Source organism: Acinetobacter sp. CIP 102129 (genome assembly GCF_000368305.1).
GTDB classification, from domain to species: Bacteria; Pseudomonadota; Gammaproteobacteria; order Pseudomonadales; family Moraxellaceae; genus Acinetobacter; species Acinetobacter parvus.
Window position 1 is genome coordinate 609,484 of sequence record NZ_KB849341.1, and the last position, 23,468, is coordinate 632,951.

The 23,468-nt window shown below is 41.6% G+C and carries 23 protein-coding genes, 3 tRNA genes and 1 other RNA gene; 9 read left to right on the forward strand and 18 right to left on the reverse strand.

The genetic code is table 11. The features are described from left to right. Positions 1 to 288 precede the first annotated feature (288 nt). From trxB to F973_RS10940, 3 genes are all read left to right on the forward strand, one after another. Entirely contained in the window at positions 289 to 1,239 is a 951-nt protein-coding gene (gene trxB, locus F973_RS10930; protein ID WP_004761805.1) for a thioredoxin-disulfide reductase, read from the forward strand. Between the two features lie 93 nt (positions 1,240 to 1,332). After that, positions 1,333 to 2,064 (forward strand): leucyl/phenylalanyl-tRNA--protein transferase, encoded by a 732-nt coding sequence (gene aat, locus F973_RS10935; protein WP_004761806.1) that lies wholly within the window; start codon positions 1,333 to 1,335, stop codon positions 2,062 to 2,064. 28 nt (positions 2,065 to 2,092) lie between these two features. Continuing rightward, on the forward strand, positions 2,093 to 2,908 hold the full coding sequence (locus tag F973_RS10940; RefSeq protein ID WP_004676572.1) for an arginyltransferase: 816 nt from the start codon (positions 2,093 to 2,095) through the stop codon (positions 2,906 to 2,908). A gap of 2 nt (positions 2,909 to 2,910) precedes the next feature. Here F973_RS10940 and rimI read toward each other — a convergent pair whose 3' ends face one another. The 8 genes from rimI to F973_RS10980 form a co-directional block, all read right to left on the reverse strand. Continuing rightward, on the reverse strand, positions 2,911 to 3,369 hold the full coding sequence (rimI, locus tag F973_RS10945; RefSeq protein WP_212749546.1) for a ribosomal protein S18-alanine N-acetyltransferase: 459 nt from the start codon (positions 3,367 to 3,369) through the stop codon (positions 2,911 to 2,913). A gap of 102 nt (positions 3,370 to 3,471) precedes the next feature. Continuing rightward, positions 3,472 to 4,356, reverse strand: a complete 885-nt coding sequence (locus tag F973_RS10950) for a metal-dependent hydrolase (protein ID WP_004761808.1) — start codon at positions 4,354 to 4,356, stop codon at positions 3,472 to 3,474. 221 nt (positions 4,357 to 4,577) lie between these two features. Then, complete coding sequence (locus tag F973_RS10955; RefSeq protein WP_004761809.1) at positions 4,578 to 5,459, reverse strand: metal-dependent hydrolase; 882 nt, start codon at positions 5,457 to 5,459, stop codon at positions 4,578 to 4,580. Positions 5,460 to 5,739: 280 nt separating this feature from the next. Further along, positions 5,740 to 6,930 carry an elongation factor Tu gene (gene tuf / locus F973_RS10960; RefSeq protein ID WP_004674338.1) on the reverse strand — a complete coding sequence of 397 codons (1,191 nt, stop codon included), beginning with the start codon at positions 6,928 to 6,930 and terminating at the stop codon, positions 5,740 to 5,742. Positions 6,931 to 7,023: 93 nt separating this feature from the next. Continuing rightward, positions 7,024 to 9,162: an elongation factor G gene (gene fusA / locus F973_RS10965; protein ID WP_004761810.1), complete on the reverse strand. Its 2,139-nt coding sequence runs from the start codon at positions 9,160 to 9,162 to the stop codon at positions 7,024 to 7,026. Positions 9,163 to 9,339: 177 nt separating this feature from the next. Next, a complete protein-coding gene (gene rpsG, locus F973_RS10970; RefSeq protein ID WP_004638185.1) occupies positions 9,340 to 9,810 on the reverse strand; it encodes a 30S ribosomal protein S7 in 471 nt (156 codons plus the stop codon). Positions 9,811 to 9,970: 160 nt separating this feature from the next. After that, positions 9,971 to 10,345 carry a 30S ribosomal protein S12 gene (gene rpsL, locus F973_RS10975; protein WP_004638184.1) on the reverse strand — a complete coding sequence of 125 codons (375 nt, stop codon included), beginning with the start codon at positions 10,343 to 10,345 and terminating at the stop codon, positions 9,971 to 9,973. 170 nt (positions 10,346 to 10,515) lie between these two features. Then, on the reverse strand, positions 10,516 to 11,865 hold the full coding sequence (locus tag F973_RS10980; RefSeq protein WP_004761811.1) for an EcsC family protein: 1,350 nt from the start codon (positions 11,863 to 11,865) through the stop codon (positions 10,516 to 10,518). 290 nt (positions 11,866 to 12,155) lie between these two features. Between F973_RS10980 and F973_RS10985 the strand changes: the two genes are divergently transcribed. The 3 genes from F973_RS10985 to F973_RS10995 all read left to right on the forward strand — a co-directional run bounded on the left by F973_RS10985 (position 12,156) and on the right by F973_RS10995 (position 14,444). Continuing rightward, positions 12,156 to 13,385 carry a beta-ketoacyl-ACP synthase II gene (locus tag F973_RS10985; protein ID WP_004761812.1) on the forward strand — a complete coding sequence of 410 codons (1,230 nt, stop codon included), beginning with the start codon at positions 12,156 to 12,158 and terminating at the stop codon, positions 13,383 to 13,385. A gap of 18 nt (positions 13,386 to 13,403) precedes the next feature. After that, the gene (gene hemJ / locus F973_RS10990) at positions 13,404 to 13,856 is read left to right on the forward strand and encodes a protoporphyrinogen oxidase HemJ (protein WP_004676559.1); all 453 of its coding nucleotides are present in this window, start codon (positions 13,404 to 13,406) and stop codon (positions 13,854 to 13,856) included. A gap of 66 nt (positions 13,857 to 13,922) precedes the next feature. Beyond that, positions 13,923 to 14,444: a hypothetical protein gene (locus tag F973_RS10995; RefSeq protein ID WP_004761813.1), complete on the forward strand. Its 522-nt coding sequence runs from the start codon at positions 13,923 to 13,925 to the stop codon at positions 14,442 to 14,444. Positions 14,445 to 14,499: 55 nt separating this feature from the next. Here the strand turns inward: F973_RS10995 and F973_RS15295 are convergent, their stop codons facing one another. Continuing rightward, positions 14,500 to 14,661 (reverse strand): hypothetical protein, encoded by a 162-nt coding sequence (locus tag F973_RS15295; RefSeq protein ID WP_004676555.1) that lies wholly within the window; start codon positions 14,659 to 14,661, stop codon positions 14,500 to 14,502. 717 nt (positions 14,662 to 15,378) lie between these two features. Between F973_RS15295 and F973_RS11000 the strand changes: the two genes are divergently transcribed. Continuing rightward, entirely contained in the window at positions 15,379 to 17,004 is a 1,626-nt protein-coding gene (locus F973_RS11000; protein ID WP_004761814.1) for an NAD+ synthase, read from the forward strand. After that, a complete protein-coding gene (locus F973_RS11005) occupies positions 16,997 to 18,028 on the forward strand; it encodes a hypothetical protein (RefSeq protein ID WP_004761815.1) in 1,032 nt (343 codons plus the stop codon). Before F973_RS11000 ends, F973_RS11005 begins: the two co-directional genes overlap by 8 nt. Positions 18,029 to 18,130: 102 nt before the next feature. On the opposite strand, the gene F973_RS11010 is transcribed toward F973_RS11005, so the two are convergent. The 6 genes from F973_RS11010 to coaD form a co-directional block, all read right to left on the reverse strand. Next, positions 18,131 to 18,207, reverse strand: a tRNA-Met gene (locus tag F973_RS11010). 251 nt (positions 18,208 to 18,458) lie between these two features. Next, positions 18,459 to 18,535 (reverse strand) — tRNA-Met (locus F973_RS11015). Between the two features lie 251 nt (positions 18,536 to 18,786). Beyond that, positions 18,787 to 18,863, reverse strand: a tRNA-Met gene (locus F973_RS11020). Positions 18,864 to 18,925: 62 nt separating this feature from the next. Beyond that, positions 18,926 to 19,282: RNase P RNA component class A (gene rnpB, locus F973_RS14190), an RNA gene on the reverse strand. A 26-nt stretch (positions 19,283 to 19,308) separates the two neighbouring features. Continuing rightward, positions 19,309 to 19,572 (reverse strand): YfhL family 4Fe-4S dicluster ferredoxin, encoded by a 264-nt coding sequence (locus tag F973_RS11025; protein WP_004761816.1) that lies wholly within the window; start codon positions 19,570 to 19,572, stop codon positions 19,309 to 19,311. Continuing rightward, positions 19,573 to 20,064, reverse strand: coding sequence for a pantetheine-phosphate adenylyltransferase (gene coaD, locus F973_RS11030; protein ID WP_004676544.1), 492 nt, complete (start codon positions 20,062 to 20,064; stop codon positions 19,573 to 19,575). It abuts the gene before it with no gap. A gap of 129 nt (positions 20,065 to 20,193) precedes the next feature. On the opposite strand from coaD, the gene smpB reads away from it, so the two are divergent. After that, positions 20,194 to 20,670 carry an SsrA-binding protein SmpB gene (smpB, locus tag F973_RS11035; RefSeq protein ID WP_004682825.1) on the forward strand — a complete coding sequence of 159 codons (477 nt, stop codon included), beginning with the start codon at positions 20,194 to 20,196 and terminating at the stop codon, positions 20,668 to 20,670. Between the two features lie 41 nt (positions 20,671 to 20,711). Here the strand turns inward: smpB and F973_RS11040 are convergent, their stop codons facing one another. The 3 genes from F973_RS11040 to rluD all read right to left on the reverse strand — a co-directional run bounded on the left by F973_RS11040 (position 20,712) and on the right by rluD (position 23,444). Continuing rightward, the gene (locus F973_RS11040) at positions 20,712 to 21,284 is read right to left on the reverse strand and encodes a flavodoxin family protein (RefSeq protein ID WP_004761817.1); all 573 of its coding nucleotides are present in this window, start codon (positions 21,282 to 21,284) and stop codon (positions 20,712 to 20,714) included. 83 nt (positions 21,285 to 21,367) lie between these two features. Beyond that, a complete protein-coding gene (gene pgeF, locus F973_RS11045) occupies positions 21,368 to 22,108 on the reverse strand; it encodes a peptidoglycan editing factor PgeF (protein WP_004761818.1) in 741 nt (246 codons plus the stop codon). A 286-nt stretch (positions 22,109 to 22,394) separates the two neighbouring features. Further along, entirely contained in the window at positions 22,395 to 23,444 is a 1,050-nt protein-coding gene (gene rluD, locus F973_RS11050) for a 23S rRNA pseudouridine(1911/1915/1917) synthase RluD (protein WP_034431261.1), read from the reverse strand. Positions 23,445 to 23,468 lie beyond the last annotated feature (24 nt).

Sequence of the window (23,468 nt, forward strand, 5' to 3'; positions counted from 1 at the left end):
GTCCTGTAACCCAATTCATTTATCATTAGAATTAATGAAGTTCATCAAGAATCTTCAATCAATACGCTCTCTATTATGCACTCGTTCTTACAAAAAAGATGCACGATTGTTTAATGTTGTTGTTAACATCGTGGGCGTGTTGACTTTATCGCAAAGCGCTGGCGAAATATCAACAGCCCCATTGATGATATAGCCCAATTCGATTAAGTATATCAATATTATCCAACCCACTCCCCTGTGGATTCACGTATAATTTTAATAGTTTCAATATAAAAAGGATGTTCTTTAATGAGCGCTCGTCACTCACGGTTAATTATTTTGGGTTCTGGTCCTGCAGGTTATAGCGCGGCAGTTTATGCAGCGCGTGCCAACCTCAAGCCGACCCTGATTGCTGGTTTGCAACTTGGTGGACAGTTGACAACGACCACCGAAGTGGATAACTGGCCAGGTGACCCAGAGGGATTAACTGGTCCTGTATTGATGGAACGCATGCAAGCTCATGCAGAACGTTTCGGTACAGAAATTGTCTATGATCACATCAACGAAGTAGATCTTAAAACGCGTCCATTTGTCTTAAAAGGCGACATGGAAGAATACACCTGTGATGCGCTGATTATTGCTACAGGTGCAACAGCACAATATTTGGGTCTTGAATCTGAAGCTGCATTTATGGGTCAAGGTGTAAGTGCTTGTGCAACTTGTGATGGTTTCTTCTATAAAAACCAGAATGTCATGGTTGTGGGTGGTGGTAACACTGCGGTTGAGGAAGCGCTTTATCTTTCAAACATTGCGGCGCATGTAACGCTGGTACACCGTCGTGACAGCCTGCGTTCCGAAAAGATTTTACAAGACCATTTATTTGCCAAAGAAAAAGAAGGCAAGATCAGTATCATCTGGAACCATCAGGTTGATGAAGTGCTTGGTGACAAGACGGGTGTAACTGCTGTGCGTATCAAGTCAACCCAGGATGCCAGCACACAGGATGTTCAGGTTCAGGGCCTGTTTGTTGCGATTGGCCATAAACCAAATACCAGCATGTTTGATGGTCAGCTTAACCTGCGTGATGGTTATATTCAGGTTCAAAGTGGTACTTCGGGTAATGCAACGGCAGCTTCCATTGAGGGTGTATTTGCGGCGGGTGATGTAGCGGATAGCGTTTATCGTCAGGCCATTACCTCGGCAGGCTCAGGCTGTATGGCAGCATTAGATGCAGAAAAATACCTCGACAACCTGAATTAATTACCTCTCCTTGTCATACGTTGACAGTCCAATGGATTGTCAACGCTCTCCAGTTCAGTTAGTTTAAAATTATTCTGACTAACCTCATTTCTTATGCAACCACTACCCCTATCCCAATATATTTTCCCAAATCCTGTGGAAGCTGATCCCGAGGGTCATGGTTTCATCTGCATTGGTGCTGACCTATCTCCATCGACTTTATTTGAAGCCTATACCCACGGCCTATTTCCATGGTTTAATGAAGACGAACCTATCTGTTGGTGGAGTCCTGAACCACGCTGCATTATCGAACCAGAGGCATATAAACCGAGCAAATCCTTACTACGAAATATGAAAAAACATGATTATCGAATTACGATTAATCATGCATTTGAACAAGTCATTCGTGCCTGTTCGTTACCACGAAGTTATGCAAATGAGACATGGATTAGTGAAGATATAATTGAAGGATATTCAGCTCTATTTAAAGCAGGATATGCCTACAGTGTTGAAGTCTGGAATAATGAACAGCTTGTAGGTGGCCTGTATGGTGTCACTATTGGCAAAGGCTGTTTTGGTGAGTCCATGTTTAGTACCGAAACCGATGTTTCCAAGATGGCTTTCTATACCTTGATGCTAATTGGACAGGAAAATCAGTTGCCCTGGATTGACTGCCAACTGGTTAACGATCATCTCCTCAGTCTAGGTGCCAGTACAATTTCTCGCCAGGCATACCTTAAATCGTTACAAGATGTAATTATTGCCCCCCCTATCAATTGGAAAAACTATCAGGAACGTGTATTTTCAAGTAAAACAATAGCAGTTAATGCAAAATTAGACGGTTAATGGACTAACGCCTTGGAGGGACAGATTCATGAAATCATACCAACCCAAGTCCCTTTTAAATGACTTACAGTATTACATCACGCCACCGCACGACTGTAGTTACCTCGATAACAAGTCCGCGCGCATGGTATTTCTGGACCCGATTCATCGGATTGATGTCGTCACCTTATCTGAACTTTCCCGTGTCGGTTTTAGGCGTAGTGGTGATTTTGTCTATCGACCAGAATGCCACTTATGTCGCCAATGTTTATCTTGTCGCGTTCCGATTCAAGAATTTAAAATGAATAGTAGCCAGAAGAAAGCATGGAAACGTAATCAAGATTTAAAAATGAGTATTTTGCCAACTTCGCAAGCCAGTCAACAGCATTATGATTTGTATGAGCGTTATATTAACGAGCGTCATGCAGATGGCGATATGTATCCAGCAACATTAGATCAGTTTGAAAAATTCCTCATTCACAGTTGCACAGAAAGTTTTTTCATCGAACTTTGGGATGATCAGAAACTGATTGCCGTTTCTACTTGTGACTTAATGGATGATGGTCTCTCTGCTGTATATACTTTTTTTGATCCCCAAGAACAACGTCGTTCACTTGGTGTTTTTGCGATTCTTAAACAAATTGAATATGTCAGCACTTTAAATCTTGATTATCTCTACCTCGGCTATTGGGTGCCGCATTCATCCAAGATGAATTACAAATCCCAGTATACCCCGCTTGAGTTGTTGCTTGATGGACAATGGCGCAGACTTAACCGCCCACTCTCAGACAACGAAATCCAGCAACTTGGAAACTCATTGATGAGCACACTTCCATCTGAATGGAATAACCTGATTATTAAATAGCCTTATTGAAATAAGGCTGCAAAATCATCGGTGCATGTCTTGACCATAATCACGGCATGCTCCTTTGAACCATCAATATTTGGATAATAATTTTTTCGTAGATCAATCTGATGAAAATCCGTTTTTTCATACAAACGAATTGCAGGAATATTGCTTTCACGTACTTCTAAAAAAATTTGAATCGGATTATTTTTTAAAAGTTGAATTGAATAATCTAACAACTCGTATCCAAGACCTTTGCCCTGTTGGCTTGGATGAATCGCCATTAATAATAAATTAGCCTCATCTAGAACAGGCTGCAAAATACAAAAACCCACCACCTGATTGGCTTTTTCATAAACAGTACATTGGTAGGAGGTCAAGGATTCCTGAAACTGCTGTCTGGACCAGGGATGTGTTTGTACCAACCGCTCAATCTCAGCTACACGGTCTATATCACTTTCCTGCATCAATCGAATCACGGACTGTTACCTTATAAAATACTGGTGCAGATTATCAGCAATTTAATGCAAAATTTGAATAAAAAAAATGGGCAATTTTCATTGCCCATTTTCTATTTATCATTAGTTCAGGTTAAAACCCAGTTCAGCACGCCACTTATTTAACAGTTCAGTGGTGTCATCATCATTTGGATGGAATTTAGGTCTTAAAAAAGCAAGCAATGTAGGAATCTGGCGCGTCATAAAACCTTTATAGCCATACATGAACTTGAGCATATATTTGGTATCTCGCCATGTAAGTTTGCCATCAGTTTTTAAAAGAGTCGCAGTGAAATATGACTGGGTAATAAAAATTAAACCCATTGCAATCACTAAAGCTAATGAACGCATAAAATAAGCTTTAAATCCTTGCCCATACATTGCTTCATAAACGTCAAATACCACCGCTTTATGCTCATTTTCTTCAACTGCATGCCACATCCATAAATGGTACATGGTCTCATCCATAAACATGGATTGAATATCTGGATTACTTAATAATTCTTCAGCAATCGTTGATGTAAAATGCTCCAAGGCACAAGTACCCGTTAAGCCAATCATCTCTTTTGTAAAACCAAATGGTTTTAATAATTTAGTACTTATAGCAACTCCATACTCAATCACTTTAGCTGTTTCTGCCTCCAATTTACGCACATCATAACCATAAGCTTGAGCAGCTGCATTAAAAGCCAAGTGTTCCTTTGAATGCATTGCTTCTTGTCCAATAAAAGCACTAATTTCTTTTTGTAATCGAGGATCAGCAAGTTTTGGATCATTTCTAACTGCACGGGTGCTATTCACAAAAAATTGTTCGCCCTCTGGAAACAGTGCTGAAAGTGCAGTCATAAAATGAGTTAAAGCAGCATCTCCATTTGCCCAATAACGTGGCACTTCGCCAAATTCAAAATCCATTCGGCGTACAGGAAAACTAGCGCCAGCGCGGTTTGAAATATTGACTTTAGCATTCATACTTTCTTCTCCTACCCAATGGATATATTTGCTTAAAAATTATCTATGGTTTATTTATACGCTTCTTTGAACGTATTAAATAAGTGCAGATAAGGTCAGAAAAGCATCATCTTAGGACATGTCAGTATGATTTTAAAAAGTCTATTCAATGTAATATTCAAAATAAAAAAGAGCAATTTTATTGCTCTTTTTACATAGGTTTAGCTAATGGAAGTTTTAAGTTAAAAACCTAATTTCGTTTTCCAATCTTTAAGTAATTGTACGGTATCTAAATCATTTGGATGAAAACGTGGTCTAAAGTAAGCCAACATTTCACCCGCCATACCTGTAATAATCCCTTTTGATGGACTATAAGCATATTTGTAAATCATGCCTAATTCTTTCAGATTTAGTTTTTTATCTTGTTGAAGTAGCCGTAAAGTAAAATAAGATTGAAGAATAAAGATTAAAGCCATAGCAAATACAAGTGCTGTAGTACGTAAACTATATGCTTTCAATCCAGTTCCAAATACTGACTGATAGACATCGTAAGCCACTGCTTTATGTTCATTTTCTTCAACTGCATGCCAGAACCACATATATGACATGGTCTCATCTGTCATTAAATTTTGGATGTGTTTATTGCGTAATAATTCGGAAGCAATCGTTGCAGTAAAATGTTCTAGCGCTGTTGTTGCCGTTAGATCAACCATCTCTCTTGTCATACCAAAGGGTTTGACGATTTTTGAAAAATTCTTAAGCGCAAATTGGATATACCGTCCCGTAATCTGCTCTAAAGATCTAACATCATGACCATACTTTTGTGCAGAAGCATTAAAATTTACATGCTCTTGAGTGTGCATTGCTTCTTGACCAATAAAAGCACTGATTTCTTTTTGTAGTTCTGCATTATCTTTAATAGTTGGGTGATAACGTACAGCACGTACAGCATCAATAAATAATTTCTCGCCATCTGGGAATAATGCAGACAAACCAGTCATGAAATGAGTTAAGCCAGCCGAACCATCCATCCAATATTCTGGTACTTGATCAAAATCAAAATTCATACGACGTACTGGAAAACTTGCACCTGCACGATTTGAAATATTTACTTTAGCATTCATGCTACTGACTCCTTTTAAATGGAAAATTTCCATTTACTACTTTTGTTCATTTTCTTGTGTTTTATATTACGGTTTTATTGCGATGAATTAAGTGCAGTTTAGGACAGCAAGGTATCAGTTTAGGACATCAGGAGGAAAATTTAATTAAGTATTAAATTTTTCGACGCAAGAGAGAAAAAGGATGATGAGTGAAATCATTTTTCTCGACGCAAGGAAACTTTGTCTAGCAATAGACATAAAAAAACACCCCAAAGGGGTGTTTTTTTATCACTCTAGGCGATTATGCAGTTACTTTCGCAACAACACCAGCACCTACAGTACGACCACCTTCACGGATTGCAAAACGTAGACCTGGGTCCATTGCGATCGGGTGGATTAACTCTACTGACATTTCTACGTTGTCACCAGGCATTACCATTTCTACGCCATCTTGTAGTTTGATCGCGCCAGTTACGTCAGTTGTACGGAAGTAGAACTGTGGACGGTAACCGTTAAGGAATGGAGTATGACGACCACCTTCTTCTTTAGAAAGTACGTATACTTCTGCATCGAATTTAGTGTGTGGCTTGATTGTACCTGGTTTAGCAAGTACCTGACCACGTTGTACATCTTCACGCTTAGTACCACGTAGAAGAACACCACAGTTCTCGCCCGCACGACCTTCGTCAAGAAGTTTACGGAACATTTCAACGCCAGTAACTGTAGTCGTTTGAGTATCACGGATACCAACGATTTCAACAGATTCACCAACTTTAACGATACCAGCTTCTACACGACCAGTTACCACTGTACCACGACCAGAGATAGAGAATACGTCTTCGATTGGCATCAAGAATGCTTTATCGATTGCACGCTCTGGTTCTGGAATGTAAGAGTCAAGCGCTTCTACAAGTGCAAGAACTGATTTCTCACCATATTCGCCATCATTGCCGTTCAATGCTTGAAGCGCTGAACCACGGATGATTGGAGTGTCATCACCTGGGAAGTCATAAGTAGAAAGAAGTTCACGAACTTCCATTTCTACTAATTCAAGTAATTCTTCATCATCAACAAGGTCACACTTGTTTAAGAATACGATGATGTAAGGTACACCTACCTGACGAGAAAGCAGGATGTGTTCACGAGTTTGTGGCATTGGACCATCAGTCGCAGCACATACAAGGATCGCGCCATCCATCTGAGCAGCACCAGTGATCATGTTTTTAACATAATCGGCGTGGCCTGGGCAGTCTACGTGAGCGTAGTGACGGATTGGAGAATCGTATTCTACGTGTGATGTATTAATGGTAATACCACGTGCTTTTTCTTCAGGAGCTGAGTCGATTTGTGAGTAATCTTTCGCTTCACCGCCGTAAGTTTTTGCACAGATAGTTGCAATCGCAGCAGTTAAAGTTGTTTTACCATGGTCAACGTGACCAATTGTACCCACGTTTACGTGTGGTTTATTACGTTCAAACTTGGCTTTAGCCATGATGATCTTCCTTTATAAACTGCTCATGAGGGTCGCCCATGAGCACTTGGTTTTTTAACTAAATTTTAGTTGGGTAATATAGTAATCGAAAGATTACTCGTCGTCACCTTTTTTACCGCCAGCTTGGAACTTAGCGATGATGCCTTCAGCCACGTTACGTGGAGTTTCAGCATATTTAGCAAATTCCATCGAGTATGTCGCACGACCTTGAGACATAGAACGCATTTGAGTCGCGTAACCAAACATCTCAGCCAATGGAACTTCTGCTTTAATTGCTTTCGTTCCACCAGGAAGATCGTCCATACCTTGAACCATACCACGACGACGGTTTAAGTCACCCATGATATCGCCCATGTAGTCTTCTGGAGTTTCCACTTCAACTTTCATGATTGGCTCAAGAAGAACAGGGTCTGCTTTCATGAAACCATCACGGAATGCATAAGAACCTGCCATTTTGAACGACAATTCATCAGAGTCGACATCATGGTAAGAACCATCAAACAATGTCGCCTTAATACCCACAACAGGGTAACCAGCCAATACACCATTCTTCATACGCTCTTGAATACCTTTATCAACCGCACCAAAGAATTCTTTAGGTACAGTACCGCCGACAACTTCTTCAGCGAATTGGTATTCTTTACCAGCTTCTTCAACATCCATAGGCTCTAAACGAACATATACATGACCGAATTTACCTTTACCACCTGTTTGACGAACAAACTTACCTTCTTGCTCAACAGTCTTTTTGATTGTTTCGCGGTAGGCAACCATTGGTTTACCAATGTTCGCTTCAACACCGAATTCACGCTTCATACGGTCAACGATGATGTCAAGGTGAAGTTCACCCATACCAGCAATAATTGTTTGACCAGATTCTTCATCTGTACGAACGCGGAACGATGGATCTTCTTTCGCCAAACGACCTAAAGCGATAGACATTTTTTCCTGGTCAGCTTTAGTTTTTGGTTCAACAGCCAATGAAATTACTGGCTCTGGGAATTCCATACGTTCAAGTGTAATGATGTTTTTCTCATCACATAATGTATCACCCGTAGTAACGTCTTTAAGACCAACACACGCTGCAATATCACCTGCACGGATTTCTTCAAGGTCTTGACGCTCGTTCGCGTGCATTTGCACGATACGGCCAATACGTTCACGCTTGGACTTAACAGGGTTATAAACTGGATCACCTTGTTTAAGAACACCAGAATAAACACGTACGAAAGTTAAGTTACCTACGAACTTATCGTTCATGATTTTGAACGCAAGTGCAGAGAACGGTGCTTCGTCAGATGCTTCACGAGATGCTTTAGTTTCATCTTTATCGTCAAGAATACCTTCAATCGCTTTAACTTCTGTTGGAGAAGGCAAGAATTGAATTACAGCATCCAACATACGTTGAACACCTTTATTCTTGAATGCAGAACCACAAAGCATGACTTGAATTTCAGATGCTAATGTACGAGCACGTAAACCAGCGATGATTTCTTCTTTAGAAAGATCACCTTCTTCTAGGTACTTGTCCATTAATTCTTCTGAAGCTTCAGCAGCAGCTTCAACCATCTTGGTACGCCACTCTTCAGCAGTATCAACGAGGTCAGCTGGAATATCGCCGTATTCAAACTTCATACCTTGAGATGCTTCATCCCAGATAATCGCTTTCATCTCGATCAGGTCAACAACACCTGCAAACGTATCTTCAGCACCGATTGGCACAACGATAGGTACAGGATTACCACCTAAACGAGTTTTAACTTGCTCAACAGCACGGAAGAAGTTTGCACCTGTACGGTCCATCTTGTTCACGAATGCTAAACGAGGCACTTTATATTTGTTTGCCTGACGCCATACAGTTTCAGACTGAGGTTGTACACCACCTACAGCACAGTAAACCATGCACGCACCATCAAGAACACGCATAGAACGTTCAACTTCGATCGTGAAGTCTACGTGTCCCGGTGTATCAATTACGTTGATACGGTGTTGTTGAAATTGGTTAGCCATACCAGACCAGAAACAAGTTGTCGCAGCAGAGGTAATTGTAATACCACGCTCTTGCTCTTGTTCCATCCAGTCCATTGTTGCTGCACCGTCATGTACTTCACCAATTTTGTGAGATACACCTGTGTAGAACAAAATACGTTCAGTTGTAGTTGTTTTACCTGCGTCAATGTGCGCAGAGATACCGATGTTACGGTAATTACTAATTGGGGTTTGGCGAGCCATGATGTCTACATTCCTAAATGTTATATTTAAAACAGGACGCATCAATTAAATTGATGCGTACAAATATTCAAGCAGGCAACTTAAATACCCGCAAAGCCCCCACTTTGGTAGAGAGCGATGTTGAATCGAGCTGCGGTACGCATGAATATTCTCCTGATTAGGGACTGTTTTATCCGCTTAGAAACGGTAATGAGAGAAGGCTTTGTTGGCTTCAGCCATACGATGCACGTCTTCACGTTTTTTGATCGCAGCACCTTTACCTTCAGCCGCATCTAGCAACTCACCAGCAAGACGTAAAGCCATCGTTTTTTCAGAACGCTTAGCAGCAGCATCTACTAACCAACGCATAGCCAAGGCAGTACGACGGGATGGGCGCACTTCCATAGGTACTTGATAAGTAGCACCACCAACACGGCGTGCCTTTACTTCAACCATAGGACGAACTTTTTCAAGAGTAGTCTCGAAAAATTCAACTGGGTCTACTTTATTTTTTTCCTGAACACGTTCCAAAGCACCGTAAACGATACCTTCAGCAACAGATTTTTTACCATCCTGCATAACGTGGTTCATGAATTTAGCGATTGTTTGGCTGCTAAATTTCGGATCTGGAAGGATCTCACGAGCAGCGACTACGCGACGTCTTGGCATTTTAATACACCTAATATTATGACACTTCAGGATGATCCAGCAGTTGTACTAAGTGTCGTGTACATGACGCTGGCCTTACTATACGTCGCCTGAATTACAAATCTATGAAGAATTCAAACAAGCGAAACGCTAAAGGATTACTTGGGCTATTTTCCTAGAATTACTTCTTAGGACGTTTCGCACCGTATTTAGAGCGTGACTGGTTACGATCTTTAACGCCAGCACAGTCCAAAGAACCACGAACGGTATGGTAACGTACACCTGGTAAGTCTTTAACACGACCACCACGGATAAGAACAACGCTGTGCTCTTGTAGGTTATGACCTTCACCACCGATGTAGCTAGACACTTCAAAACCAGAAGTTAAGCGAACACGGCAAACCTTACGCATTGCAGAGTTAGGTTTTTTAGGAGTAGTCGTATATACACGTGTACATACACCACGACGTTGTGGACAAGCCTTCAACGCAGGAACTTTTGATTTTTCAATCAAAGTTGTACGACCCTTACGGATCAACTGATTTGTTGTTGCCATTTGGCAATTCTCCCGTTATTAAACAACCTCAAAAAGAAAAACACCTCTTTTTGAGGGCACACAATTGTAAGCTAAGAAGTAAAAATGGTCAACATCGCACAATAGAGCAAATGCTGACCATTCCTAGTGTTTTTGTTGCGTTCTGATGTATGAATACATCATGAAACAAATTAGCTGTGTTTTTTTGAAGCTGGTTCCATCTCAATTGGTTTTTGTTCAGCCACAATTTCAGGTTCATCTTCTGTGATTATCTCATCCTGCTGTGCAGTCAAGGCAGGTTGTTGTTCAGCATGTTCATGCTCTTCAACATATTGGCTTGCCAGTTGCTGGATACCAGTTTCCACCTTTTCCTCCACAGATGGCTGATCGGCAGCATTTTCTTTTGCCCGAACATCAACATGGGTAATCACATCATTTTTAGTTGCTTCCGCTGTAGAGGGTTTTTGTGGTTCAGTTTCAATTGGATTTAACAGTTTTGGACTTGCCTTGCGAAGCAAGGCTTCGGCCTTGTAATAAGCAGCCAAAGGGGAAATCTTTTCATCTGGATGCTCATTTAAATAGAAACGTGCGGCACCAAATACGGACTGTGACTTATGGCCCACATCCTCAAGCAGTTTCCAGCTATAAAAGCTGCCCAATGCAGCACCCGCCACAGGAGTCAATTTTCCAATCACAGAGGCTTGGGGAATACGGTTGAGCCATCCCCACTTAAATTGTCCCTCATCATCAACTAGCCATTTCCTGATCATTTCAATATCGTTATTTGAACCCAACAATTGCTGGAACTGTTGCAGGTCATGGGTTTCCAGCATGGATTTCACGGCTTTCAATGTAAGTAGCAGGGTTTGCTTTTCCGCCACAAGGCTCAAATCAATTTCCTTGAAAATAAATGCAACAATTTCCTGGTCTGTGTCGCCATTGAGGTCAAAGCCATGGGAACGACCTGTTTGATATACAGTTCTCAATGCCAGAACTATTGAGGCAGGAATGTCTATTGCCGCACCCCACACCCCTGTTGCACCTGTAATCAAACCCTGCACCGCAGCCAAAAGCTTGTTCTGTTCAATCAAGGCCTGACTCAGACGCTGGGAACGACCTGTATCCCTGGTGAGTTCAGCAATGTCTTTCACCCCTGCCTCCTCAAGAATTTTTTCTGTTAAAGAGGTGTTTGAACTAAACTCATTTAGCCACTGAAACAGGTAGTTAGAGACTTTTTCACCTAGGTCTGGCGATATAAAGGTGGCGAAATTATTGACCCGCGTGTAATGACGACCCAGCAACTGGTTTGACAGTTTAGGCAATTGCTGGCGCAGCATCTGTTGTGGTGTTTCATACCTTTCCACCTCAAATGGAGGTTTGAAGCGGGCACTTCCCTCAATCACATTTGATGAATGGGCGAGTTCCGCTGCGGAAGTCGTTGGGGCAACCTGACGTTTTTGTAATTCTGAACTGAGCTTTTTAGCCACTCCAAAGGCCTGTGCCAATAAACCTGAAGATTGCTTATTTTGGGATTTTGTCATCAAATACCTCTGCTCTGTAATTGTGTGTATTTCTAGGTAGATACTAGGTTGAATATCTATTTATCTCAACTTTTATGTGTGTACTTTCATTACGTTTCGTCACAACATGACTGATATTTACTAATATTTACACAACTGGAAATAGGCATAAAATTTGCCATAAGAAATAAAAAACCTTTCTGCTATCATGGTGTCATTCACTTATAAGCTGTTTTAATCGTTATATTCTCCTGATTTATAAATAACGATTATCGTACATAGCTTAGCATTACCATAAAAGGGATCTGTAAATGAAACGTGTTGTAATCACTGGTATGGGCATCAACTCATGCATCGGCAACTCTTTGGAAGAGGTTACTCATTCTTTAAAAAATGGAATCTCTGGGACACGTTTTAACCCAACTTATGCTGAACTTAATTTCAAGAGCCATGTCAGCGCGGCGGCTGTTCAAGATTTTGATGGCATTGACCGTAAAATTAAACGTTTTATGGGTGTCTGTGCCATGTATGCCTACAATGCGGCGATTGCGGCGGTAGAAAATGCAGGCCTTAAACAGGAAGACCTGGCCAATAACCCACGTTATGGGATTACAGGTGGTAGTGGCGGTAATTCAACCGCCTCTGTTGCTGAAATGGTGAAACTTTTAGAGGAAAAAGGCGCACGTAAAATTGGGCCTTTCTTTGTTCCACGCAATATGAGCAACACCATTACTGCAAACGTTGGTGTGTCATTAAAACTTCAGGGTATCGCTCACTCCATTACCAGCGCATGTGCAACATCTGCCGATGCGATTGGCTATGCTTACAACCTGATCCAATTGGGCAAACAAGACCTGATGCTAGCAGGTGGTGGTGAAGAGGATCACTGGTCTCAAAGCCTGCTGTTTGATGCAATGGGCGCATTGTGCTCTAAATATAATGATAGCCCAGAAACAGCTTCACGTCCTTATTCAAAAGACCGTGATGGTTTCGTCATTGCAGGCGGTGGTGGTTTCGTTATTCTTGAATCACTGGAACATGCTCAGGCCCGCGGTGCTAACATTTTAGCTGAAGTTGTCGGTTATGCAGCGAATAGTGATGGTGCTGACATGGTTGCGCCAAGTGGTGAAGGTGCGACCCGCTGTATCCTCATGGCACTGGAAGAAGCCAAACAACATGGTGTTGAGCAGATTGATTATATCAACACGCATGGTACCTCCACCCCTGCTGGTGATGTGACGGAGCTTAAAGCAATCGAACGTGCTTTTGGTGAGGGTCAGGTTCCACCATTAAGTTCAACCAAATCCATGACGGGTCATAGTCTGGGTGCCGCTGGTGTTCAGGAAGCGATTTATTCTGTACTGATGATGCAAAATGACTTTATTGCACCAAATATCAACGTCACAGAACTGGATGAGGGCGCACAGGGTTTCGATATTGTACTTGAAAAACGTGATGCAAAACTGAATACTGTCATGAGTAACAGTTTTGGCTTTGGCGGTGTAAACGCCTGCCTCATTTTCAAGAAGTGGGATGCATAATCCCACCTAGGATGATCGATGGATGCACCTTCTGATGCTTTCTTGTGGGTGAAAGCATTACATATTATCGCTGTGGTGTGTTGGTTCGCTGCATTATTCTATCTGCCTCGTCTTTATGTTTACCATGCGATGAGTGAAGATACTGTCAGTCATCAGCGCTTTGAGGTCATGGAACGTAAATTGTACCGTGGCATTATGTGGCCATCCATGATTGCTACACTCATCACCGCCCATTTCCTTGTGGACTGGGGGGATGCCACCAGACACTATCATGAAGCGTTATGGTTTTATCTTAAAGTCGGTTTGGTGGGTTTACTGGTGATTTACCATTTTGTATGTGGTTATTACCGTAAAAAACTGATTGGTAATGCCCACTACAAATCACATAAGTTTTGGCGGTTCTTTAATGAAATGCCCACCCTGATCCTACTTGCAGTGGTCATTTTAGTTGTGGTAAAACCTCAGTTTTAACTGGGGTTTTTCTTTTCAAGTGAAGATAATTCCCAACAATAATTTTAATCCCAGATATCATCAAATATGTCCCAGCCCACACAATCGTTGATACAGAGATTAGAAGCCAGATTTATTTCCAGCCTAATTGTTCATTTCAGGATAAATGAATTTGAATGTCGTGGACTCACGCAGGGTGAAGTGGAGATTGCACAGCAGGTTTTTGGCAACCTGATCAACTATGATCAGGTAAGAATTTTTAATACCCCTTATTTACCTTGGCAGCCAGCCAATATTTTTATCGCACCGAATGGCAATTTATTCGCATGTCAACCCTCTTTCAGTGCAGACTATTCAAAATGCTCAATGGCATTACAGGGTGTTTTTATTCATGAGCTGGCACATATTTTACAATACCAGCAACAGACTAATGTCATTCTGAAAGGTGCAATCCTACAACTGGGCTATTATCTAAGTTTTAAAAAATACAATCCTTACTGTTATCAATTTATTCAGGGCAAAGCTTTTGAGGATTATAATATTGAACAGCAGGGTGACATTGCACGAGATATTTTTTTCAGGAAAATTCCAAATATCATTAAAAAATAAAAAGCCCCGTGATTTTATCCACAGGGCTTTTTAGGTAATTGGATCGCAATCTACTTTAAACAATAGAGCCTTTGCGAGCTTCTGGGCTGTGTTCATGACTATCATCCATTTCAGTCGTAAAATCCACACGCATTGCATCCTTAACAATTGTACCAACACGCCCTACGCCAATTACCAAACCAAATGCAACCACTGGAAATAAAATTACTGGAATCATTACTACTTACCTCTCATGTTAAAAATCAGGTTCTTCTGAACTTATTTAAGTTCCTGCTCTTGTTCTCGGAACATGACTGTACCAATACGACCAACAACCACAGCCAGACCAAATGCAATTACAGGAAACCATACTACTGACATAGCGAATACCTCTTTTTTCTGATCATGTATTACGACATGATGCTTCATTGGATAACAATAGTGTACATATGTTCACATTAATTAAGATAATAGCAGTGTACAATTGTACACTCAAGCGTAGCAAAGTAACTCCCGACAAACGGTATATAAAATTTTAACAAATTGATTTAATTAAATTATTTCATAAAAACCCCACCTCAAATAAGTAAAATATAGTCATTTTTATTATTTTATGTATATTTATTGTACAAATTAAACTTTAAAATGGATTATCAGTACATATCATGTCCATACACCAAAATGAGCGGAAAAAAACTTTATAGCGCTATATGAAATTTCTTCACACTCATGCAGCATAACTACGCAAACATTGAGAAATGTTGCCGTTTTACACAGAAAAATTTGTTTTTTCTACGCAGAAAAATGTGCATTTAGTATATATTAGTAAACTTGTCATTTTTCTTTAAGATATAGAATGTCTGGCGCCATGATATAGCAATGTTTTTTAAAACCATACCTATATAAATCAAAAACTTGCATATCATAATTTGTTAAAACTCAGGATTAAGTTTGAATGAAAAATTTTAAAGTTGCCCTTGCTCAGTTCTCTCCGCATATTGGCAATATTGATGCAAATACTCAAAAGATGGTTGAACAGGCAAATTCAGCGAAACAACAACAGGCTGACTTGATCATCTTCCCAGAACTCTCCACGCTGGGCTACCCTGCTGAAGACCTTATACTTCGTCCGAACCTACAAAAACGAACCCAAAAGGCGTTTGCCCAGTTAAACGAAGTCAAAGATATTGTGATGGTGTTCGGTTTTGTGCACCAGACTGAGGAAGGACATCGCTACAACTCCGCCGCTGTAATGAAAGATGGTCAGGTTTTAGGTGTTTACAACAAACACAACTTGCCAAACTACGGTGTGTTTGATGAGAAACGTTATTTTCAGGAGGGTCACCAGCACCTGGTTTTTGAATATCTAGGGCATAAGTTTGGTGTCTTGATCTGTGAAGATGTGTGGTCACTCAGTACCGTGAAACAGTTAAGCCAGCTCAATGTTGAAACTGTGCTGATCTTAAATGCTTCACCATATGAAGTCGGTAAACCCCAGCACCGTGTACAAACCCTGAATGAGCTGGCAAAACAGCTTAGCCTGAATATTGTTTACGTGAATCAGGTGGGTGGACAAGATGACCTGATTTTTGATGGGTCGAGTTTTGTAAGCAATCATAATGGGCAGCTTGCCTTACAGGCCCCAAGTTTTCAGGAATCTGTTTATTTCGCTGAATATGATGCAAAACAGAAGCTGTTTAAAACCGCAAAAACCACGCCTCCCCTCGACACTTTTGCTGAAATTTATCAGGCATTGGTCATGGCAACCCGCGACTATGTGCAACGTTCAGGCTTCCCTGGCGTGATTCTGGGTCTATCGGGTGGTATTGACTCCGCACTCACCCTTGCGATTGCGGTGGATGCGATTGGCGCAGATAAGGTACAGGCTGTGATGATGCCTTATACTTATACCTCTCAAATGAGTGTGGAGGATGCGACTGAACAGGCACGCCGTATGGGTGTAACCTTTGGTATTGCTGAAATTCATCCAATTGTGAACAGTTTCATGCAAACCCTTTATCCATTCTTTGGCAATAGCCCTGCCGATGCAACCGAAGAAAATTTGCAGGCACGTACCCGTGGCACTCTGTTGATGGGCTTATCGAATAAGTTTGGCAACCTTGTCCTTTCCACAGGTAACAAGTCGGAAATTTCAGTGGGTTACTGCACATTGTATGGTGATATGGTGGGTGGTTTCTCTGTACTCAAGGATGTGTATAAAACCATCGTGTTTGAGTTGGCGAAATATCGCAATACTTTGAGTAAAACACCTGTTATCCCTGAACGTGTGATTACACGTCCACCATCAGCAGAGTTACGCCCAGACCAGAAAGATCAGGATTCTTTACCAGCGTATGATGTACTGGATGCAATCCTGTACGCCTACATTGAGGAAGACCTGAGTCAGGCAGACATCATTGCCAAAGGCTATGAAGCTGAAGTGGTCGAGAAAGTTATTCGTTTGGTTGACCGTAACGAATACAAGCGTCGCCAAGGGGCAATTGGACCACGTATCAGCTCGCGTGCGTTCAGTCGTGAACGCCGTTACCCTATCGTCAATGGATGGACTGCGAATGACTGAACAGATTGTTTCTGAAAAGTCACAACACCTTGCTCAAGCACTTTTGCTTGAGCAGGTGGCATTTTATAAAAACCAACTGACTACCCAGCTTTCTGCTGAGTTTTTTCAACAGTTTATCCAGCTTTTTATACAACATGCGCCAGACATCCAACTCAGGGAAGTTGTTGAACTGGAGCAAATTCAGGCCGTCGTTAAGCGTTATGCCTTTGAAATGCAGCTTGGTGCAGGGTTACTGGAATTTATTGGTGAGATTGCTCAACGGCTGCATGTTTTTTCTTTACAGTCTTCAGCAGAATTACAAGACTTATTTTCAGATCAGCAGTTTGAAATATGGCTTTCCAAATTTCTGGAACTGGAAAATATCCGCCACTATCTCAACCACTTCCTTAAAGAAAGTCCCTCTATTGAGCAATTGTGCCAGTACATTGCCACCACAACCTTGCAGAACAAGTTGCCAAAACTGTTTTCACAGGATGATGAAGACAGAATATCTGAAAGCAAGTATGAATGGCAGCAAAAACTAAAAAGCTTTTCATACCGCCAGCAACAACGAATTGAGCAGAAACTGGAAGAAAGCATAGGCAAATTTATTCAGGAGCAACTGGCTGATTTAAGCCTACTGTCTAATGATGACCTGGAAAGTCTTGCCCGCAATGTTTGGGATGATAACAAGGCCAAGCCGCTATCAGAATACACCAAACAGGTGACTCCATTGGATGTTGAAGAATTCTTTGTGATGATTTATGAATACTGGAAAGAATTACGCCAGTCCTCTTTCATACAAGAGCTGATCCTGTACGGTGTAAAAGTCTTTTATGATTTCTATAAAGATGAAAGTCTGGAAGATATTTTTGCAGCAATTGGTCTGGAAGAGACAGATTTACTCAATGAGGCTGTACGTTTTTATCCAAAAGTTGTAGCCGCTTTAGACGAGCATGGTGTATTAGAGCCAATCATTACATTAATTCTAAAACCGTTCTACGAAAGCCCACAGACCTTGGCAACCATCGAAAAACATTTATAGTCTGTGCATACACCAGAACAACGCTGTTTTGGTTTGAAACGACAATAACAGGCAGCATCATATAGATAAAAAGAAACCACGCAGGAGCGTGGTTTTTTAAAATGGTGGCTATGACGGGACTTGAACCTGTGACCCCCGCATTATGAGTGCGGTGCTCTAACCAACTGAGCTACATAGCCATAAACTGTGAGCGCATTATCTAGTGTTCCGTATAGCTGGTCAAGTCTATGGTTTTGAAAACACGAAACATATGCGCAGTTTTTAGTCTTTTAATTTCCAACTGATCAAATTTCAACAAACATTTAAATCAGCGTAAAAATCCAGGGAAAGCATGTCTTTTATACAGTGAGAAAATTGATATCCTGAACAGCACAGCATATTTTAAAAACAACAGACAAAAAGAGACCACGCAGGAGCGTGGTCTATAAAATGGTGGCTATGACGGGACTTGAACCTGTGACCCCCGCATTATGAGTGCGGTGCTCTAACCAACTGAGCTACATAGCCAAAAACTGTGAGCGCATTATCTAGTGTTCCGTATAGCTGGTCAAGTCTATGGTTTTGAAAACACGAAACATATGCGCAGTTTTTAGTCTTTTAATTTCCAACTGATCAAATTTCAACAAACATTTAAATCAGCGTAAAAATCCAGGGAAAGCATGTCTTTTATACAGTGAGAAAATTGATATCCTGAACAGCACAGCATATTTTAAAAACAACAGACAAAAAGAGACCACGCAGGAGCGTGGTCTATAAAATGGTGGCTATGACGGGACTTGAACCTGTGACCCCCGCATTATGAGTGCGGTGCTCTAACCAACTGAGCTACATAGCCAAAAACTGTGGGCGCATTATCTTAACTTTCACTACATACGTCAAGCGTATTTTTCAAAAAATCTTGGAAGTGGGCCTATAAGCCGGGTTCTGTCGAGGACGATCATTCCTCTAGGCGTACAATCACTCATACGCTCAAGCGACCTACCCGAATCCGATGCGGGTCACACCTAATGGATTCCTATTTGGTCTTGCTTCAGGTGGAGTTTACCATGCCATGAACTGTTACCAGCCATGCGGTGCGCTCTTACCGCACCCTTTCACCCTTACCTCACGAATGAGGCGGTCTACTCTCTGCTGCACTTGTCGTCAGCTCACGCTGCCTAGGCGTTACCTAGCACCTTACCCTTTGAAGCCCAGACTTTCCTCCCCTGCTTCAGTCACGAAGACCTCCACAGCGGCGACCGTCCAGCCCACTTCGTGGCGCATCTTATCAAAGTTAGCAATTAATTGCTCGCATTTTTTTGTGCAGTCAGCTTTTTATATTTATCCATGAGCTCATCATGGGATTCAGCATGCTGAGGGTCAAGCGGAATACAATCGACTGGGCAAAACAACTGGCACTGTGGCTGATCATGATGACCTACGCACTCTGTACACAGTGCAGGGTTAATCTCATAAATCAGCTCCCCCATATAAATGGCTTCATTCGGACATACAGGTTCACAGACATCACAGTTAATGCATTCATCTGTAATATATAAGGACATTTACCAACCTTGTTGATGTTTTCGTTCAAATGCCTCAACCACAACGGCAGGCACAAACTTGTTCACATCACCTTTTAAGCGGGCAATCTCTCTCACCAATGTCGATGAAATAAATGAGAATTGCTCTGAGGGTGTTAAAAATACAGATTCAAAATGTGGATCGAGCTGACGGTTCATATTGGCCAACTGGAACTCATATTCAAAATCTGAAATTGCTCTTAAACCACGGAGTACCGCCGTTGCTCGCTGCTCACGGAAGAAATTGACCAACAAGCCATCAAAACCCACAAACTCAACATTATTCAAATGGCTCAGTGATGCTTTTGCAAGTTCAACACGTTCTTCTAAACTAAACACTGGATTTTTATGATGTCCAATTGCAATAGCCACCACAACTTCATCAAACATTTTTGATGCCCTTGCAACCAAATCAACATGTCCATTGGTAATTGGATCGAAAGTCCCTGGATAAATCACACGTGTTTTAGACATGCGTTGTACTCTAGTGAATGAGATAAGGGGTGTATTTTAACAAATGTTCGGGCTAAACGCGAAATTCCTAAACGATGGAAAAAGATTGCGTTTTACGGCACAATAGATGCAATTGTGGAAGTTTGAATTATGGTTAAAGCAACAGTCGTAAAAAAACATAGTGGTGGCACGATTGCTCAAAATAAAAGAGCACGCCACGATTACTTTATTGAAGAAAAATTTGAGGCAGGTATGTCTCTCCAAGGCTGGGAAGTAAAGTCCTTGCGTGCTGGACGTATGACACTGTCCGAAAGCTATGTCATCTTTAAAAATGGTGAGGCCTTTTTATTTGGTTCACAAATTCAGCCGTTATTGTCTGCATCAACGCACGTGGTTCCTGAATCAACCCGTACCCGTAAATTGCTTTTGTCTCGTCGTGAGCTGGAAAAGCTTTTGGGTGCAGTCAACCAAAAAGGTTATTCATGTGTGCCGCTTGCCTGTTATTGGAAAGGTCATCTGGTCAAACTGGAAATTGCGCTAGTGAAAGGTAAGCAGTTACATGACAAGCGTGCCACCGAAAAAGATCGTGACTGGCAAAGGGATAAGGCAAGGATGTTGCATAAATAATAAGAAAGCCTCCGAATTGGAGGTTTTTTTATTATGAAGTATTAAATTACTCCATGTTTTAATCGCAGTTCCGCCAAATATTTCCCAAACTTTCTCGCTGTTTCCAGGTCACCTTCTGGCGGTGTGATTTCCACACTGGCATTATCAGATTGCGTCATCAAGCCCAAGAAACTCGACATGCGGTTAATATCCAATGGACTGCGTCCCGTTGGCATAAAAGGCAAGCCTGCCCATAACATGCCATGTTGCATCGCAAACAAATTAATTTGCTGTAATACCGCCAATTTGTCTCCGCTGAGACCACCACCGTTAGTAAAACCAGCAGCCAATTTCCCCTGCCATGTACGAGCCAACCAGCGTTTAGAAGAATCTTCCATGAACTGTTTCAAGGCAGAAGTTAAGCTTCCCATATAGGTTGGACAACCCATCACGATCACATCTGCTTGATCTAATAAATCCCATTGCGGTGCAGCCACAGAAAGTAGATGCACTTCTGCACCTACCTGCTCGGCACCCTGAGCGATGTATTGTGCAACTTTGGCTGTATGTCCATAAGGACTATGGTAGATCACACAAACTTTGATTCGGGGAGTAATTTGCTCAATAACAGACATGGGAAATTTAAAAACCAATGAATTAGATCAAGTTTAACATTTTTAAACACGTCAAGGCGAATTGACCATACACAGGATGCAATTTATTGCAAAAATACAAATGTTGCCATTCGTCCAGTTTTTGCATCACGACGATAGGAGAAATAATCCTCTGCTTGCTGATACGAACATTGATCACCACCAAGAACTATTTCCACCCCCAAACGATTTAAAATAAATCGTGCAATCGCATATAAATCGGCTTGGTATTTACCTTCAGTTTGACCTGAAATAAAAGCGCTTTCCAGTTCAGGATATTTTTCACAGAAAGCCACTTTTACTTCTGCTCCCACCTCAAAACAAGGCTGGCTAATGGCTGCACCCAACCATGCCCAAGCGGGTTGAGACTTCATTTCAGCAATCGTATTTTCAATAATGCCACTGGCCAAACCAAGCCAACCAGCATGAAGATTGGCAACTTCGGTGCCATCGGCATTGCCCAAGACCACAGGAAGACAATCCGCAGTCATCATCATTAAGGCATGACCTCTGCGCTGGGTGACCAGACCATCGCCCTCAAGCGCAACAAATGAAATCTGTTCATTCACGGTATGGCAAATGGTGCTGTGGGTTTGCGTCATCCAGGTAATTTTATCAACACCATATGCAGATAATTCATTTAGCAAGATCATACGATGCTGCTGAACCCGTTGCGGATCATCATTGACATGCAAAGCCAAGTTAAAGCCAGTCAGGTTTTGGTTACTGGTCGCAATTGCCTGAGCATGTTCAATACGCGTTTGCCCCACATACACACCTTTAGGCAAACCTTGTACAAATTCCATCAATGATTCCTTGCTTAACGTGATTTTGACAAAAATATGATATTCGGAAACGTCATTCGCAATTGTTCGAGACAGGACTTCATGAATAAGATGTTGTTTCTGCGATCTATTAAACTAGCTGCTAGTCGTGAACGAGTTTTGCGAATGACAATGGGTTTGCTTACTTTTGCCAAAACAAAAGTAAGTCCAGCGGAAAGCTTATCCTGAAATTCGCTGAGAATTCAGCAAGACTCCGTTAAGATATTTTTCAATAAGTTAAGTAATATTTACGTCGAATTCGGTTTACTTAGTAAGCTTCATTTTCACGACGTAATACTTCAATCAACTGAGTGAAATCTTCTGGCCACGGTGCTTCAAACATCATCTCCTCACCTGTACGTGGGTGAACCAGACCAAGTTTGGCTGCGTGCAATGCCTGACGTTTAAAGCTGCGCAGCATATCAATTAATGCTTCCGATGCACCTGCTGGAAAACGTACACGATTGACATAAACAGGATCCCCAATCAAGCCATGTCCGAGGTAACTAAAGTGCACCCGAATCTGGTGGGTACGCCCTGTTTCCAGTTGTGCCTGAATACGGGTGAAGTCACGGAAGCGTTCTTTGACATTATAATGTGTTACCGCATCACGCCCACCTGGCAAGATCGCCATTTTGACACGGTCTACAGGATGGCGCTTGATTGGCTCATCAATGGTGCCACCCGCAATAATATTGCCATATACCACCAGATCATAAACACGGTAAACGGTTTTCTTTGCCAGTTGTTTACTCAATGAAAACTGGGCCTCAAGATTTTTGGCAACCACCAGCAAACCACTGGTATCTTTATCAATACGATGTACCAAGCCAGCGCGGGACAGTTCCGCCAGTTTCGGTGCATGGTAAAGCAAGGCATTCACTAAAGTGCCTGTTGGATTGCCTGCACCTGGATGAACCACCATGCCCACTTCTTTGTTAATGACGATAATATCGTCATCTTCATAGACAATATTGAGTGGAATATTTTCAGGCTGACTTGAAGTTTGTGCCTCAAGCTCAACCTCAAGGGTAAGCAGTTCATTGCCCTCACAACGGTACTTCGGCTTTACGATGTTACCATTTACCAACAGATGACCATCTTTCATCCATTGCTTGAGTTTTTCACGGGAAAACTCGCTCCAGACCATCGCCGCAACCTGATCGATACGTTGGCCTAAATAGGTTTCATCAAGTTGAATTTGCAACGATAAACGTGTTGCAGTTGAATCAGAATTATGATTATCTGCATCGACAGAATCTTCGAGTAAGAAATCTGTTTCAGAGAAATTTGAATTGGAAGATTGTGCTGAAGTCATTTGATGATCGGTACAAAAATGGTT

Bases quoted from the DNA above. Each gene is read 5' to 3' on its own strand.
- F973_RS15295 (WP_004676555.1), bottom strand. From the start codon at position 14,661: ATGATTCCAGTAATTTTATTTCCAGTGGTTGCATTTGGTTTGGTAATT.
- rpsL (WP_004638184.1), bottom strand. From the start codon at position 10,345: ATGGCAACAACAAATCAGTTGATCCGTAAGGGTCGTACAACTTTGATT.
- F973_RS10980 (WP_004761811.1), bottom strand. From the start codon at position 11,865: ATGACAAAATCCCAAAATAAGCAATCTTCAGGTTTATTGGCACAGGCC.
- F973_RS11005 (WP_004761815.1), top strand. From the start codon at position 16,997: ATGACTGAACAGATTGTTTCTGAAAAGTCACAACACCTTGCTCAAGCA.
- F973_RS10950 (WP_004761808.1), bottom strand. From the start codon at position 4,356: ATGAATGCTAAAGTCAATATTTCAAACCGCGCTGGCGCTAGTTTTCCT.
- hemJ (WP_004676559.1), top strand. From the start codon at position 13,404: ATGGATGCACCTTCTGATGCTTTCTTGTGGGTGAAAGCATTACATATT.
- F973_RS10995 (WP_004761813.1), top strand. From the start codon at position 13,923: ATGTCCCAGCCCACACAATCGTTGATACAGAGATTAGAAGCCAGATTT.
- F973_RS11040 (WP_004761817.1), bottom strand. From the start codon at position 21,284: ATGTCTGTTATTGAGCAAATTACTCCCCGAATCAAAGTTTGTGTGATC.
- tuf (WP_004674338.1), bottom strand. From the start codon at position 6,930: ATGGCTAAAGCCAAGTTTGAACGTAATAAACCACACGTAAACGTGGGT.
- pgeF (WP_004761818.1), bottom strand. From the start codon at position 22,108: ATGGAATTTGTACAAGGTTTGCCTAAAGGTGTGTATGTGGGGCAAACG.
- fusA (WP_004761810.1), bottom strand. From the start codon at position 9,162: ATGGCTCGCCAAACCCCAATTAGTAATTACCGTAACATCGGTATCTCT.
- F973_RS10985 (WP_004761812.1), top strand. From the start codon at position 12,156: ATGAAACGTGTTGTAATCACTGGTATGGGCATCAACTCATGCATCGGC.
- aat (WP_004761806.1), top strand. From the start codon at position 1,333: ATGCAACCACTACCCCTATCCCAATATATTTTCCCAAATCCTGTGGAA.
- F973_RS11025 (WP_004761816.1), bottom strand. From the start codon at position 19,572: ATGTCCTTATATATTACAGATGAATGCATTAACTGTGATGTCTGTGAA.
- rluD (WP_034431261.1), bottom strand. From the start codon at position 23,444: ATGACTTCAGCACAATCTTCCAATTCAAATTTCTCTGAAACAGATTTC.
- smpB (WP_004682825.1), top strand. From the start codon at position 20,194: ATGGTTAAAGCAACAGTCGTAAAAAAACATAGTGGTGGCACGATTGCT.
- F973_RS10955 (WP_004761809.1), bottom strand. From the start codon at position 5,459: ATGAATGCTAAAGTAAATATTTCAAATCGTGCAGGTGCAAGTTTTCCA.
- rpsG (WP_004638185.1), bottom strand. From the start codon at position 9,810: ATGCCAAGACGTCGCGTAGTCGCTGCTCGTGAGATCCTTCCAGATCCG.
- trxB (WP_004761805.1), top strand. From the start codon at position 289: ATGAGCGCTCGTCACTCACGGTTAATTATTTTGGGTTCTGGTCCTGCA.
- coaD (WP_004676544.1), bottom strand. From the start codon at position 20,064: ATGTCTAAAACACGTGTGATTTATCCAGGGACTTTCGATCCAATTACC.
- F973_RS10940 (WP_004676572.1), top strand. From the start codon at position 2,093: ATGAAATCATACCAACCCAAGTCCCTTTTAAATGACTTACAGTATTAC.
- F973_RS11000 (WP_004761814.1), top strand. From the start codon at position 15,379: ATGAAAAATTTTAAAGTTGCCCTTGCTCAGTTCTCTCCGCATATTGGC.